Origin of the sequence: Microbacterium sp. CCNWLW134 (genome assembly GCF_037083565.1) — a bacterium.
In the GTDB taxonomy this organism is placed as follows: Bacteria; Actinomycetota; Actinomycetes; order Actinomycetales; family Microbacteriaceae; genus Microbacterium.
In genome coordinates this window covers 1,836,412-1,848,875 of sequence record NZ_JBAOJU010000001.1, presented here as the reverse complement: position 1 = coordinate 1,848,875, position 12,464 = coordinate 1,836,412, and the positions used below count along the sequence as shown (strand labels likewise).

Annotated in this window: 12 protein-coding genes and 1 pseudogene; 7 read left to right on the top strand and 6 right to left on the bottom strand. The window is 70.0% G+C overall.

Features of this window, described 5'->3' with window-relative positions; genetic code table 11:
- Positions 1–33 precede the first annotated feature (33 nt).
- From V6S02_RS08815 to V6S02_RS08805, 3 genes are read left to right on the top strand one after another with little or no spacing between them, the layout of a single operon-like run.
- Positions 34–489, top strand: a complete 456-nt coding sequence (locus V6S02_RS08815) for an FMN-binding protein (RefSeq protein ID WP_336400537.1) — start codon at positions 34–36, stop codon at positions 487–489.
- Between the two features lies 1 nt (position 490).
- Complete coding sequence (locus V6S02_RS08810) at positions 491–1,393, top strand: FAD:protein FMN transferase (RefSeq protein ID WP_336400536.1); 903 nt, start codon at positions 491–493, stop codon at positions 1,391–1,393.
- A 5-nt stretch (positions 1,394–1,398) separates the two neighbouring features.
- A complete protein-coding gene (locus V6S02_RS08805; RefSeq protein ID WP_442927921.1) occupies positions 1,399–2,961 on the top strand; it encodes an FAD-dependent oxidoreductase in 1,563 nt (520 codons plus the stop codon).
- On the opposite strand, the gene V6S02_RS08800 is transcribed toward V6S02_RS08805, so the two are convergent.
- Both V6S02_RS08800 and V6S02_RS08795 read right to left on the bottom strand, forming a co-directional pair.
- A complete protein-coding gene (locus V6S02_RS08800; RefSeq protein WP_240638602.1) occupies positions 2,948–4,462 on the bottom strand; it encodes a sensor histidine kinase in 1,515 nt (504 codons plus the stop codon). The genes V6S02_RS08805 and V6S02_RS08800 overlap by 14 nt on opposite strands.
- On the bottom strand, positions 4,459–5,190 hold the full coding sequence (locus V6S02_RS08795) for a response regulator transcription factor (protein ID WP_124293630.1): 732 nt from the start codon (positions 5,188–5,190) through the stop codon (positions 4,459–4,461). The genes V6S02_RS08800 and V6S02_RS08795 overlap by 4 nt, the downstream gene beginning before the upstream one ends.
- A gap of 163 nt (positions 5,191–5,353) precedes the next feature.
- Here V6S02_RS08795 and V6S02_RS08790 point away from each other — a divergent pair, with 163 nt between their 5' ends.
- On the top strand, positions 5,354–6,829 hold the full coding sequence (locus V6S02_RS08790; protein WP_336400535.1) for an ABC transporter permease: 1,476 nt from the start codon (positions 5,354–5,356) through the stop codon (positions 6,827–6,829).
- Positions 6,830–6,832: 3 nt separating this feature from the next.
- Positions 6,833–7,399: pseudogene (locus V6S02_RS08785) on the top strand (ABC transporter ATP-binding protein); the annotation flags it as partial.
- Between the two features lie 232 nt (positions 7,400–7,631).
- Here the strand turns inward: V6S02_RS08785 and V6S02_RS08780 are convergent.
- From V6S02_RS08780 to V6S02_RS08770, 3 genes are all read right to left on the bottom strand, one after another.
- On the bottom strand, positions 7,632–8,624 hold the full coding sequence (locus tag V6S02_RS08780; protein ID WP_336400534.1) for an SDR family oxidoreductase: 993 nt from the start codon (positions 8,622–8,624) through the stop codon (positions 7,632–7,634).
- 36 nt (positions 8,625–8,660) lie between these two features.
- Complete coding sequence (gene gndA / locus V6S02_RS08775; protein ID WP_276310450.1) at positions 8,661–10,160, bottom strand: NADP-dependent phosphogluconate dehydrogenase; 1,500 nt, start codon at positions 10,158–10,160, stop codon at positions 8,661–8,663.
- 150 nt (positions 10,161–10,310) lie between these two features.
- The gene (locus tag V6S02_RS08770) at positions 10,311–10,466 is read right to left on the bottom strand and encodes a hypothetical protein (RefSeq protein ID WP_164478098.1); all 156 of its coding nucleotides are present in this window, start codon (positions 10,464–10,466) and stop codon (positions 10,311–10,313) included.
- A 196-nt stretch (positions 10,467–10,662) separates the two neighbouring features.
- On the opposite strand from V6S02_RS08770, the gene V6S02_RS08765 reads away from it, so the two are divergent.
- Positions 10,663–11,328: a 50S ribosomal protein L25/general stress protein Ctc gene (locus V6S02_RS08765; RefSeq protein ID WP_336400533.1), complete on the top strand. Its 666-nt coding sequence runs from the start codon at positions 10,663–10,665 to the stop codon at positions 11,326–11,328.
- Between the two features lie 9 nt (positions 11,329–11,337).
- A complete protein-coding gene (gene pth, locus V6S02_RS08760; protein ID WP_336400532.1) occupies positions 11,338–11,922 on the top strand; it encodes an aminoacyl-tRNA hydrolase in 585 nt (194 codons plus the stop codon).
- A 10-nt stretch (positions 11,923–11,932) separates the two neighbouring features.
- On the opposite strand, the gene V6S02_RS08755 is transcribed toward pth, so the two are convergent.
- Entirely contained in the window at positions 11,933–12,454 is a 522-nt protein-coding gene (locus V6S02_RS08755; protein WP_124293625.1) for a hypothetical protein, read from the bottom strand.
- Positions 12,455–12,464: the final 10 nt, after the last annotated feature.

Below are 12,464 nucleotides of genomic sequence, written 5' to 3'. Positions count from 1 at the left end.
GATGACGGTATCCGACCCTTCCCTGGAGGAACAATGATCCGTCTCGACCTCGCCCCTCGTCCCGTCCGCGTCGGCGCCGCCGGTGCCGGTGTCTTCGGAGCCCTTCTCCTGGCCGGATGCTCCGGAGCGGCCGACGCGGGGACCCAGGATGCCGGGGCGAACAGCGATGCGGGCGCAACGACGACGGAAGGGCCGTACGCCGACGGCACCTACACCGCCGAGGGCACCTACAACACCCCCGAGTCCGTCGAGCAGATCACCGTGACCCTCACGCTGCAGGACGACGTCGTCACCGACGTCGAGGTGACCGGAGATCCCCAGCGGCCGGAGTCGGAGCAGTATCAGTCGCAGTTCATCGGCGGTATCGCCGACGAGGTCGTGGGCCAGAACATCGACGACCTCTCGGTCGACCGCGTCGCGGGCTCGTCGCTGACCAGCGGCGGATTCAACGCGGCGGTCGAGGAGATCAAGGCCGAAGCGGCCGCGTGAGATGTCTTCGCCCAGCGCACCGGGCGCGACGACCGAGATCTGGCGGTTCGAGGCGATCGGCACCCGGTGGGAGGTCGGAAGCGCCCACGCGCTGACCGCGGGTGACCGCGCGGCCGTGGCCGACGTGATCGAGTGCTTCGATCATGCGTGGTCGAGATTCCGCGACGACTCCGCCGTGACCGCCCTCGCCCACTCGGGGGGAGAGATACCCGCGCCCATCGACACCGATCTCCTGCTCTCACGTCTGGCCGAGATCGCCGACGCCACCGGCGACGCGGTCAGCCCCCTCGTCGGCGGGGTCCTCGCCCGTCGCGGCTACGACGCCGAGATGACGCTGACCGATCGCGGCGCCGAACCCGCACCCCCGTGGCGCGACGTCCTGTCGTGGACCTCCGACACGCTGAGCCTCTCCCGCCCCGCGACGATCGATGTCGGGGCGCTCGGCAAGGGTCGGCTGGTCGACATCGTCCACGGCGTGCTCGCCGAGCGCGTGACGGGGCCCCTCCTCGTCGATGCGTCGGGGGATCTGCGGGTGAGCGGCGCCGATCTCCGAGTCGCCCTCGAGCACCCCTACGACAGCGCCCGGGCGATCGGGGTCGTGACCATATCGGCCGGAGCGGTCTGCGCGTCGGCGGTGAACCGGCGGCGCTGGGGCCCGGGCCTCCATCACGTGCTGGACGCGCGCACCGGTCAGCCGGTGCGCACGATCGCCGCGACCTGGGCTTTCGCACCCGATGCCCTGACGGCCGATGCGATCGCCACCGCGCTGTTCTTCGACGGCGGACCGGAGATCGCTCACCGGTGGGGCGTGGAGTGGGTGCGGATGACCACCGACGGCCGCGTCGAATGGTCGCCCGACAATCCGGCCGACCTGTTCCTCCGGGCGGATACGGTGGCATCGTGAATGCGTTGACCGTGGGCGTCCGCGCCGCCGCCGCCCGGGTCTTCGCGGTTCTCGGCCGGTTCTCGATGTACCGCGTCATGCTGCTGGCGCTTGCGGCGCTGACGGCGGTCTCGCTCGTGCTGTCACTCTTCGGCGCGCTGGCGCAGACACCGCTGGAGATCCTCGCCACCGGCGTCGTCCTCGTCGTCGCCTGCGTCGTCGTCGATCTCGCCGCCCAGCGCCTTCTGCGCCTGCCGTGGCGGTGGGAGTCCTCGCTCATCACCGCGGGCATCCTGCTCTTCGTCCTCCGCCCGTCGCTGGATCCCCTTCTGCTGCTCGGCGCCGCACTCGCCGGCGCGATCGCCGCCCTCTCGAAGTACGTCCTGGCCTGGCGGGGTCGGCATGTTCTCAACCCCGCCGCCACCGGCGCATCGGCGCTCACCCTGCTCAGCATCTGGGTTCCGGCGCTGGGCGCCTCGGCTTGGTGGGTCGGCAGTCCCGTGCTGGCCGCACCGGTCGTCATCCTCGGGCTCATCGTGCTGTGGCGTGCGGAGAAGCTGCGCGTCGCGGCGCTCTTCCTCGTCGTGGCCGTCGGCGTGGCCCTCGTGCGCGTCTTCTCGCAGTACGCCGCCCTGGGCGTGCCCGTCGTGCTCGGCGACATCCTTCCCCAGGTGCTGTTCTCCTCTCCGTTCCTCTTCCTCGGCGCGTTCATGCTCTCGGAGCCCCTCACCCTCCCGCCGAGGCGATGGCAGCAACTGCTCGTCGCTCTGGTGGTCGGGGTCCTCGCGGGATGGCCGATCGTCATCGGGGCGTTCAGTCTCGGCCAGGAGCGCGCCCTCCTCATCGGCAACCTGCTTGGCTTCCTCCTCGCTGTCCGTGCCGCCAACCGGCTCCGGCTGCAAAGACGCGGGCATCTCAGCCCGACGGTGCGCGAGCTCACCTTCTCCGTCTCCGGTCCGCTGTCGTTCGCGCCAGGCCAGTACCTCGAACTCGACGTGCCGCATCGGAGGGCCGACACACGGGGGACCCGCCGGGAGTTCAGCATCGCCTCTGCCCCCGAAGACCTCCCGGAGCTGAAGATTGCCTACCGCGAGCCCGCCACGGGCGCTGCATCGAGCTTCAAGCGCGCCCTCGCCGAGATTCCGACCGGAACCGACCTCGCGGTCACGGGCGTGTGGGGGGATTTCGTGCTTCCCCGGAGCACGGCGGCGCCGGTGCTCCTCGTCGCGGCCGGCATCGGGATCACGCCCTTCGTCTCCCAGCTGCGCCATCATCGTCTGACCGGTGAGGACCGCGACATCGTGCTGGTCTATGTCGCCTCGGATGCCGCCGAGCTCGCCTTCCGCGACGAGATCGCCGCCTCGGGGGTCCCGGTGATCGTGTTCACCCGCGGCGCCCCTGCCGACCTCCCGCCGCATTGGCGGTGGGCGCGCGGAGTGCGACTGGATGCCGACGGACTGCTGGGCGTCGTTCCCGACATCTCCGCCCGCCACGCATTCGTCTCCGGCCCCGCGGGGCTCATCGCCGAACTCGCCCCCGCGCTTCGCCGGGCCCGATCACTGACGACCGACGCCTTCAGCGGGTACTGAGCTCGGCGGCGTCGCGATCGTCTTCCTGCGTCCGGACCGGATCCTCGGGCCGCGCCGGCAGGCGCATTTCGAAGGTCGTGTCACCCGGCGAGCTCGTGACGGCAAGGGTGCCGCCATGTGCCACGACGATGGCGCGAGCGATCGACAGACCCAGGCCCGTGCCGCCGGTGTTGCGCGCTCGTGACCGGTCGGCGCGAGAGAAGCGCTCGAAGAGCTCATCGGCGATCGCCGGGTCGATTCCCGGACCGTCGTCGTGCACCCGCACGACGGCGTCCGAGTCGTTGCGCTCGATCGAGACCCGCACGGTGGTGCCTGCCGGAGTGTGGATCCGCGCGTTGCCGAGGAGGTTCGCCATCACCTGGTGCAGGCGTCGTGCATCGCCGGCCACGACGACGGGCTCCTCACCCATATCGGCGACCCAGTGATGCTCGGGTCCCGCCGCCTGTGCGTCGCCGAGGGCTTCGACGGCCAGCTGCGACAGATCGACCGCGCCATAGACCAGTTCCTGACCCTCGTCCAGACGGGCGAGGAGCAGCAGGTCCTCCACGAGAGAGGTCATCCGCAGCGATTGGCTCTGGATCCGCTCCAGCGACGCCTCGGCGGTGTCGACGGCGCCGTCGTCGTGGCCGCGTCCGAGCGCCCGCAGCGAGAGCTCCGAGTATCCACGGATCGACGCCAGCGGGGTGCGCAGCTCGTGACTGGCGTCGGCGACGAAGGATCGCATCCGCTCCTCGTTGCGCTGCCGAGCGGTGAGCGACGTCGACACGTGGTCGAGAAGGGTGTTGAGAGCCTGCCCGACCTGTCCGATCTCGGTGCGCGGGTCGGCCTCCGCGTCGGGGACGCGGTCGCGGATCGAGACCTCGCCCTGGTCGAGGGGAAGTGCGGCGACCCGGCGGGCGGTCTCGGCGACGGAGCGGAGGGGCGCGAGGCCCGCGCGGACGGTCCACGCGGTCGCGACCGCCAGGAGCAGCAGGCCGCCGAGGGTGAGAAGCGCGATCGTCAGGAGCATCTCGCCGATGGTGGTCGCCACGGCGGTGCGCGAGATCCCGATGACGACGATCGCGGGGGAGGCGGGGACGTTCGCGAGTCGGTAGGTCCCCACACCGTCCAGAGCCGTCACCGCGGGCCCGGCGGTGTCGAGCCGGTCCACCAGCTCGGTGATCTGGGCGTCACTGAGCTCCACCACCCGGCCCCGGTCGTCGGTGGCCGCCGCGGTCGTCTCGCCGGTGACGGGGTCGCCGACCACGAGGAGGAAGCCCGGCTGCGGGGCCTGTTCCCCCAGGATGTCGGCAGCGGTGGCGCCACTGCCGATCAGCGGCCTGATCCAGGTCGCCGCGCGGTTCGCCGTCGCCTCGACCTGGCTGTCGAGACTCCGCTCCAGCACGGATCCGAGGATGGCGGAGGTGGCGACGCCCACGAGGATCAGGATGAGCGACACGATGGCGGCGATCGTGACGATCAGCCGTCGCTGCAGGGTCCAGGGGTGGCGGGGTCGCCTCACTGGGGCGCCTTGATCATGTATCCGACACCGCGGACGGTGTGGATCAGGGGTTCGTGGCCCTGGTCGATCTTTTTGCGAAGGTAGGAGATGTACAGTTCGACGACGCTGGAGCGTCCGCCGAAGTCGTAGTTCCACACGCGGTCGAGGATCTGGGCCTTGGAGACGACGCGGCGCTGATTGCGCATGAGAAAGCGCAGGAGTTCGAACTCCGTGGCCGTCAGCTCGATCTCCACTCCGGCGCGCTCGACCTCGTGGCTGTCTTCGTTGAGCGAGAGGTCGCCGACCCGGAGGATCGGCTCGGCCTCGGCGGTCTGCGCGGTCCCGGCGCGGCGCATGAGGCTCCGCAGACGCGCGACCACCTCTTCGAGGCTGAACGGTTTCGTGACGTAATCGTCGCCGCCCGCGGTGAGTCCCGCGACGCGATCCGACACGGCGTCCTTCGCCGTCAGGAAGAGCACGGGCACATCGTCGCCGGAGGCGCGAAGGCGCTGCAGCACCGACATCCCGTCGAGGTCGGGCATCATGACGTCGAGCACCATCGCATCGGGCCGGAACTCGCGCGCCGCCTGCAGGGCCTCGAAGCCCGAGGACGCGGTCTTCACCTCCCACCCCTCCATCCGCAGGGCCATCGACAGCAGGTCGGTGAGCATCTGCTCGTCGTCCACGACGAGGAGGCGGAGAGCCTGCCCGTCGGGGCGGCGGAGGGCGGAGGGCGCGAGGGTCGTCATGGTCCTCAGTGTGCCGGGTCTCCTATGGATTTCCTATGGCATCCGCTATGCGCCGGCTGAGAGCGGCGCATACGAATCCCATACGTGCCGCCAACGGTGCTCTTTGGCGGCGGACCTAGCGTCGCCTCGACGGCCGGTACCGCAGCCCGGCGAGAGGAGACCCATGTATACGACGTATCTTCGGCGAGAGCTTGCCGGGCGGAAGAAGCAGACCATCATCGTGGCGACCGGTCTGGCCGTGGCGATCGCCCTGGTGATGATCGTGACTTCGCTGACCGCCGGGGTGCGAGACGCTCAGGCTCAGGCGCTCGAGTCGGTCTACGGCGTCGGCACAGACCTCACGGTGAGCGGCAGCGCCGCCGAGCCCGGCCAGGGCGGCACCGCGTTCGACTTCGGCGAGGATGCCGGACAGACCGGTGACGACGGCACGACCCAGCTGGAACAATCGCGCCTCATGACCGAGCCCTTCCGTTCCACCCTTGACGCCGCCGCTGTCGAAACCGTGACGTCGACCGATGGAGTCGCCTCGGCGACAGGCGCTCTCAGCTTGACGAATATGACCTTCTCGGGAGAGCTTCCCGAGCCGCCGAGCGACGCGGCCGATGACACCATGACGCAGGGGCAGCCACCCCAGCAGTCCGAGGGCGGTGGCGGCGGCGGATTCGGCGGCGGCTCGTTCGATCTGGATTCCTTCACCGTGCTCGGACTGGAGCCCGGCGTCGAGGGGATCGGACCGGTGTCCGCCGCCGAGGTCACGGACGGTCGTGCTCTCGACGCCGACGACGCCGGCCAGGATGTCGCCGTTCTCGACGCGACCTACGCCTCGAGCGAAGAGCTCAGCGTCGGGGACGCGATCGAGATCGGTGGCACCGGATTCGACATCGTCGGCATCGTCGCATCGACCTCGGCCGAGGCCGACACGGCGGCGGACGTCTACATCCCGCTCGACGTGGCTCAGGAGCTCTCCGGAGCGGGCGATGTCGTGTCGACCGTCTACGTGCAGGCGGAGTCGTCCGATGACGTCAGCTCCGTGCAGGCGGCACTGCAGGACGAGCTCCCCGGCGCCACCGTGAGTTCCCCTTCGGACCTGGCTGCTTCGGTGTCGGGTTCCCTTTCCAGCGCCTCGTCGCTCATCACCGATCTCGGCACGTGGCTCTCGCTCATCGTCCTCGCGGTCGCCCTCGCGCTGGCCGTGCTCTTCACGATCTCGGGGGTGTCGCGACGCACCCGCGAATTCGGCACGCTCAAAGCCCTCGGCTGGTCGAACGGCCGGGTCGTCGGTCAGGTGGCCGGTGAATCGGTCATCCAGGGCCTCATCGGCGGAACGGTCGGCGTCGCCCTGGGGCTGGCAGGAATCGCCGTGGTCAATCTCGTCGCCCCGACGGTCTCCTCGGCGAGCACCGCCCCGTCGACGAACGGCCCCGGGGTCGTCGGCGGAACGGGCGGTCCGGGCGGCGGGGGCTTCGCCGAGATGGCGTCGGCGGCGGCATCCGACATCGTCCTGCAGGCTCCCGTCACGCTCTGGGTGATCCTCGCCGCCGTCGGCATCGCGATCCTCGGCGGCCTTCTCGCCGGAGCTGTCGGGGGATGGCGAGCCGCCCTATTGAGCCCTGCCGAAGCCCTGAGGTCGGTGGGGTGACCCATGTCCGATCACCCCGTCCCCTCAGGATCCCACCCGAACGAACATCAGACAGGAGAAACAGTCATGACCCAGAACCCCCCTGCGGTGCACAGCGATGTTGCCGACGCCACGCCGGAGACGCTCTACCGCCTGACCGGAGTCACGCGCACGTACGCGCAGAAAGGCCGCGAGGTCACCGCGCTCGTCGGCGTCGATCTGGAGATCCAGGCGGGGGAATTCGTGACGATTCAGGGGCCCACAGGTGGAGGGAAATCGACGCTGCTGCAGCTTCTCGGCGCCCTTGACCGCCCGAGCGCCGGCTCCGTCCGCCTCGGCGCCCTCGACATCGCCACGGCCGACAACCGTCGCCTCAGTCGCATCCGGGCGCATGAGATCGGCTTCGTCTTCCAGGGTTTCAATCTCATCCCCACCCTCTCGGCCGGCGAGAACATCGACATGGCCCTCGAGCCGCTGCGCCTCCCGGCCATCGAGAGAGCGAAGCGCGTCGGCGACGCGCTGAGTCGCGTCGGCCTGGCCGAGCGCGCCGATCACCGGCCGGGGGAGCTCTCCGGCGGTCAGCAGCAGCGTGTCGCGATCGCCCGGGCGATCGTCAAGCGACCCCGCGTGCTGCTCGCGGACGAGCCGACCGGAAACCTCGACGAAGGCATGCGTGACGAGATCCTCGGTGTTCTCCAGCGGCTGAACGATGAGGGACTGACCCTCATTGTCGTGACCCACGATTCCGCGGTAGCGAAACGCGCACACCGCCGGCTCCGGCTCGAGAAAGGGGGTGGTCACCGACATCTCCCGGTGACCCGCCTCACCCCGCCTGCCGGGCGTGGGCCGCGATGCGATCGAACAGCGCATCGTGGTCCGCGTCGACCTCCTGTCGATCGGGGTGCGCGTCGTAGAAGGCCAGGATCTGCCGCGCGCCCTCATCGAAGGTGATCGTGGTGCGGAACTCCGGCACGAGAGCGGTGACCTTGGCGTTGTCGAAGATCATCGAGTGCGCCTTGTCGCCGACCAGGCCGGGACCGAAGGCGGGGGCGAAGGCGGCGATCGTCTCGGATGCCACGTGGACCAGGTCGGGTGAGGTGACACCTGCCGCCTCGGCGAGCCACCCATAGATCCGATTCCAGCTCGGCGCGTGATCGCCCGTGACGGTGAATGCCTCACCCACGGCGTCGCTGTGCCCCGCCAGTCCCACGATCGCGACCGCGACGTCGTCACTGTGCGTGATCGTCCAGAGACTGGTCCCGTCGCCGTGCACGACGACCGGTCGTCCCGCCCGCATCCGGGCGATGTCCGTCCATCCCCCCATCGTCGGAAGGAGCTGCTCGTCGTAGGTGTGCGACGGTCGCACGATGGTGACCGGGAAGCCGCGTTCGCGATACGCCGCCACGAGCAGGTCTTCGCAGGCGATCTTGTCGCGCGAGTATTGCCAGAAGGGATTGCGCAGCGGCGTGGACTCGGTCACCGGCAGGCGCGCCGGTGGCTTCTGATAGGCCGATGCTGAGCTGACGAACACGTACTGGCCGACACGTCCCTCGAACAGGTCCAGATCGGCCTGGATGTGCTCGGGCGTGAATGCCAGGAATTGCAGGACGACGTCGAACTCCTCCGCCCCTAACGCTTCGCGAACCGCCCCGGGGTCGCGCAGGTCGGCTGCGAGCGTCCGCACCTCGGGGGGAAGCGCACGTCGCCCCGTTCCCCGATTGACCACGGTGACGTCATCACCGCGTGCCACCGCCCGGCGCACGCAGGACGCGCTGATGATGCCGGTACCGCCGAGGAAGAGGATGCGTCGCGTCATCCTCCGACCCTAGATCGTCGACGGGCGGCGAGGCGATCAGTGCGTGTCTTCGGCCGCCACTTCGGAACGATCACCCGACCAGAGCGTGTGGAAGGTGCCCTCCTGGTCGATGCGGCGGTAGGTGTGGGCGCCGAAGAAGTCGCGCTGACCCTGGATGAGCGCCGCGGGGAGCCGGGGGGCGCGCAGGCCGTCGTAATACGCCAGGGACGACGAGAACGCGGGCGCGGGGATGCCCGCCGTCGCCGCGGTCGCGACGATGTGCCGCCACGAATCCTGGGCGCGGCCCAGTGCTTCGACGAAGTAGGGGGCGGCAAGCAGCACCGGAAGGTCCGCGGTCTCGGCGTACGCGTCGGCGATGCGGTTGAGGAACTGCGCGCGGATGATGCACCCACCGCGCCAGATGCGCGACACCGCGCCCAGGTCGATCTGCCAGCCGTACTGGGCGGCGCCGGCACGGATGGCGTCGAAGCCCTGCGAATACGCGACGATCTTCGATGCGTACAGCGCCAGCCGCACCTGCTCGATGAAGGCGTCCGGATCGGTGACGGAGGATCCCACGGCGTCTTCTGCGGGGCCGGGGAGTCCGGCGGCCGCCTGCCGCTGCTCGGGGTGTGACGACAGCGACCGGGCGAAGACCGCCTCGGCGATCCCCGACACGGGAACGCCGAGATCGAGGGCGGTCTGCACCGTCCACGCGCCGGTGCCCTTCGCGCCGGCCTGGTCGAGGATCACATCCACGAGGGGACGCGCCGTCGTGGCGTCGTTCTGTCGGAGCACCTCGGCGGTGATCTCGATGAGGTACGACTCGAGCTCACCGCGGTTCCACTCGGCGAACACGTCGGCGATCTCGGCGGGGGACTTCCCGGTGCCCCGCCGGATGAGGTCGTACGCCTCGGCGATCAGCTGCATGTCGGCGTACTCGATGCCGTTGTGGATCATCTTCACGAAGTGACCCGCACCGTCGTGGCCCACGTGCGTGACGCACGGCTCGCCCTCGGCCACGGCCGCGATCGAGCGCAGGATCGGGCCCAGCGTCACCCACGACTCATCGGAGCCGCCGGGCATGAGCGACGGACCGAGCAGAGCTCCCTCTTCACCGCCGGACACACCCATGCCGACGAAGTTGATGCCGGTCTCGCGGACGGCCTTCTCACGACGGATGGTGTCGCTGAAGAGCGCGTTGCCGCCGTCGACGATGATGTCGCCCGGCTCGAAGACGCGGACGAGCTCGTCGATGACGGCGTCGGTGCCGCGGCCGGCCTTGACCATGATGATCGCCGTGCGGGGCGTGGACAGAGCGGCGGCGAACTCCTCGTACGAGAACGTCGCCACGAATCCGGCCTCGGGATGGGCGTCGAGCAGATGATCGGTCTTCTCGCGGCTGCGGTTGAACACCGCCACGGTGTTGCCGTCCCGGCTGGCGAGATTGCGGGCGAGATTGGAGCCCATGACCGCCAGGCCGACCACGCCGATGTTGGCCTTCGCCGCGGTGTCCGAGGGGGCTGCGACACCTGCTTCGGCGCGGGGACGAGGCACATCCTGGGGGGCGGGGGCACCCTCGTGTTCCTCGGTCGACCCGGGCTGGTCGTCGCGGTCGGTGGAGATCTTCGGCGAGTGGGAAGGATCGGTCACCGCTTCAGGTTATCGGGTCCTCTCCCGCCGCCCCGACCTGGCGAAGGGGCCTGGTCAGTCCTTGCGGTACGCCGTGCGCGCCATGGAGAAGACCGCCAGGACCAGGCCCACCGCGCCGATCGCCGTGATCGCGCCGACGACCCAGACCAGCACGTGCGAGAGAAAGCCGTATTCCATGGTGTCCTCCGTCGGGATGGCAGTGTCTCCCATGCTATCCCCGGTCGCTGGTAGACTGTCCCACTGGACTTCGGCGAGGGATCCCGGTTGCGCGAGCAGCGGAGCGGATCCGTGATCGACGAGGGTGTGAAGGCTCGTTTTCCTCACGCGCTCGCGTTCGAGTCGACCCAGACCCAGACCCAGGCCCCCGGGGCCGAGACGACAGGCGAGAGCCTGCGAGGAGAACACCATGCCCACCGAGACCGACACCACCGTCGCAGCCGAGCGCCGCGAGAACTTCGGCAAGGGCTTCGCCCGCCGCCTCCGCGCCGCCGGCAAGATCCCCGCCGTGCTCTACGGCCACGGCACCGACCCCGTGCACCTCGCCCTCCCGGGCCACCAGACCGCACTGCTGATCCGCCGCGCCAACGCCGTCCTCGACCTCAAGGTCGACGGCGTGTCGCAGCTCGCCCTTGTCAAGGACGTGCAGAAGGACCCGGTGCACCAGATCATCGAGCACATCGACCTGCTCGTGGTCAAGAAGGGCGAGAAGGTCCAGGTCGACGTCCCCGTCGTCATCACCGGTGAGCCCTTCGCCGGCACCATGGCGAATCTCGACTCGGCCACCGTGTCGCTCGAGGTCGAGGCCACTCACATCCCCGAGACCATCGAGGTCGATGTCGAGGGTCTCGAGGACGGCACCCACATCACCGCGGCCGACCTGACCCTGCCGCGCGGGGCGACGCTGCTGACCGACGCTGATGTGCTCGTCGTGGCGATCGCCGTGCCGGTGTCCACCCTGATCGCCGAAGAGGAGATCGCCGAGGCCGACGCCGAGGTCGCCGCCGAGCAGGCCGAGGAGTCGGAACAGGGCGAAGGCGAGGCATCGGGCGACGAGGCCTCCGACAGCGAGTAATCACCGGCCATGCCGGACACGTGGCTCGTGGTGGGGCTCGGCAACCCGGGGCCCCGCTACGAACGCACACGTCACAACGTCGGCCAGCTCGTCCTCGACGAGCTGGCCGACCGGCGTGACGCCTCTTTCCGCGCCCATCGCGCTCATGCCCGCGTCGCGGAGACCTGGCTGCGTCCGGGCGGGCCGAAGCTCATCCTCGCCAAGCCCACCTCGTTCATGAACGTCTCGGGTGGCCCGGTCTCGCAGTTGGCTCGCTTCTACCGGACCGAGCCGGAGCGCATCGTGGTCGTCCACGACGAGCTCGACATCCCGTTCGACACCGTGCGGTTGAAGACCGGCGGCGGACATGGCGGGCACAACGGCGTGCGTGACGTCGCCGCGGCGCTCGGATCCGCCGACTTCGCGCGGGTGCGGGTGGGTATCGGCCGTCCACCGGGACGGCAGGATGCGGCGGACTGGGTTCTTCAGCCCTTCCCCGCCGGGGACCGCGACGCCCTCACGATGCTTGTCTCCGATGCCGCCGATGCGGTCGAAGACGTCATCGAACACGGGCTGGTCGCGGCCCAGCAGCGCTTCCACGCCCCCCGCGCCTGACGCGCCGACGTCAGCCCGACGCGGCCGCCGCGAGTCCGGCCACGATCACCGCCTGGAGCGTCAACCCGAAGATGATCGGGCCGAGCGCCGCCACGACGACCGCAGCGATGCCCCAGCCGCGCCCGGCACGTCGGGCGATGGCGACGATGCCCTGGACGATCGCCCAGATGCCGAGGGCGGTGCCGGCCCAGAAACCGATCTCGGCGAGCAGGACCCAGTCGCGCACGGGGCTCAACAGCGACCAGTCGAAGTTCGTGCCGAGGGTGCCGGCCATGAGGCGCTCCCCGGTTCCGGCGCCGATGAAATAGCCGCCGATGGCGCCCGCCGCTGGGGCGAGCACCGCCGCGCCCAGCGAGACGAGGAAGGCCGTCAGCCCCAGAGCGGCGCCTCGCGCGGGTTTCGGTGGGGAGGGAGCCCACCCCGATCCTGGTGCGAAGCCCGTCGGCGGGAGATATCCCGTGGGCGGTGCATAGCCGGGTGGCGGGGTGTAACCGCCGGGCGTCGGTGCACCGGGCGCGGAGGGTGTGCTCACGCTGACATCC

Excerpts from the sequence above, each read along its gene's own strand:
- pth (WP_336400532.1), top strand. The coding sequence starts at position 11,338 with ATGCCGGACACGTGGCTCGTGGTGGGGCTCGGCAACCCGGGGCCCCGC.
- V6S02_RS08790 (WP_336400535.1), top strand. The coding sequence starts at position 5,354 with ATGTATACGACGTATCTTCGGCGAGAGCTTGCCGGGCGGAAGAAGCAG.
- V6S02_RS08765 (WP_336400533.1), top strand. The coding sequence starts at position 10,663 with ATGCCCACCGAGACCGACACCACCGTCGCAGCCGAGCGCCGCGAGAAC.
- V6S02_RS08780 (WP_336400534.1), bottom strand. The coding sequence starts at position 8,624 with ATGACGCGACGCATCCTCTTCCTCGGCGGTACCGGCATCATCAGCGCG.
- V6S02_RS08770 (WP_164478098.1), bottom strand. The coding sequence starts at position 10,466 with ATGGGAGACACTGCCATCCCGACGGAGGACACCATGGAATACGGCTTT.
- V6S02_RS08810 (WP_336400536.1), top strand. The coding sequence starts at position 491 with ATGTCTTCGCCCAGCGCACCGGGCGCGACGACCGAGATCTGGCGGTTC.
- V6S02_RS08815 (WP_336400537.1), top strand. The coding sequence starts at position 34 with ATGATCCGTCTCGACCTCGCCCCTCGTCCCGTCCGCGTCGGCGCCGCC.
- V6S02_RS08795 (WP_124293630.1), bottom strand. The coding sequence starts at position 5,190 with ATGACGACCCTCGCGCCCTCCGCCCTCCGCCGCCCCGACGGGCAGGCT.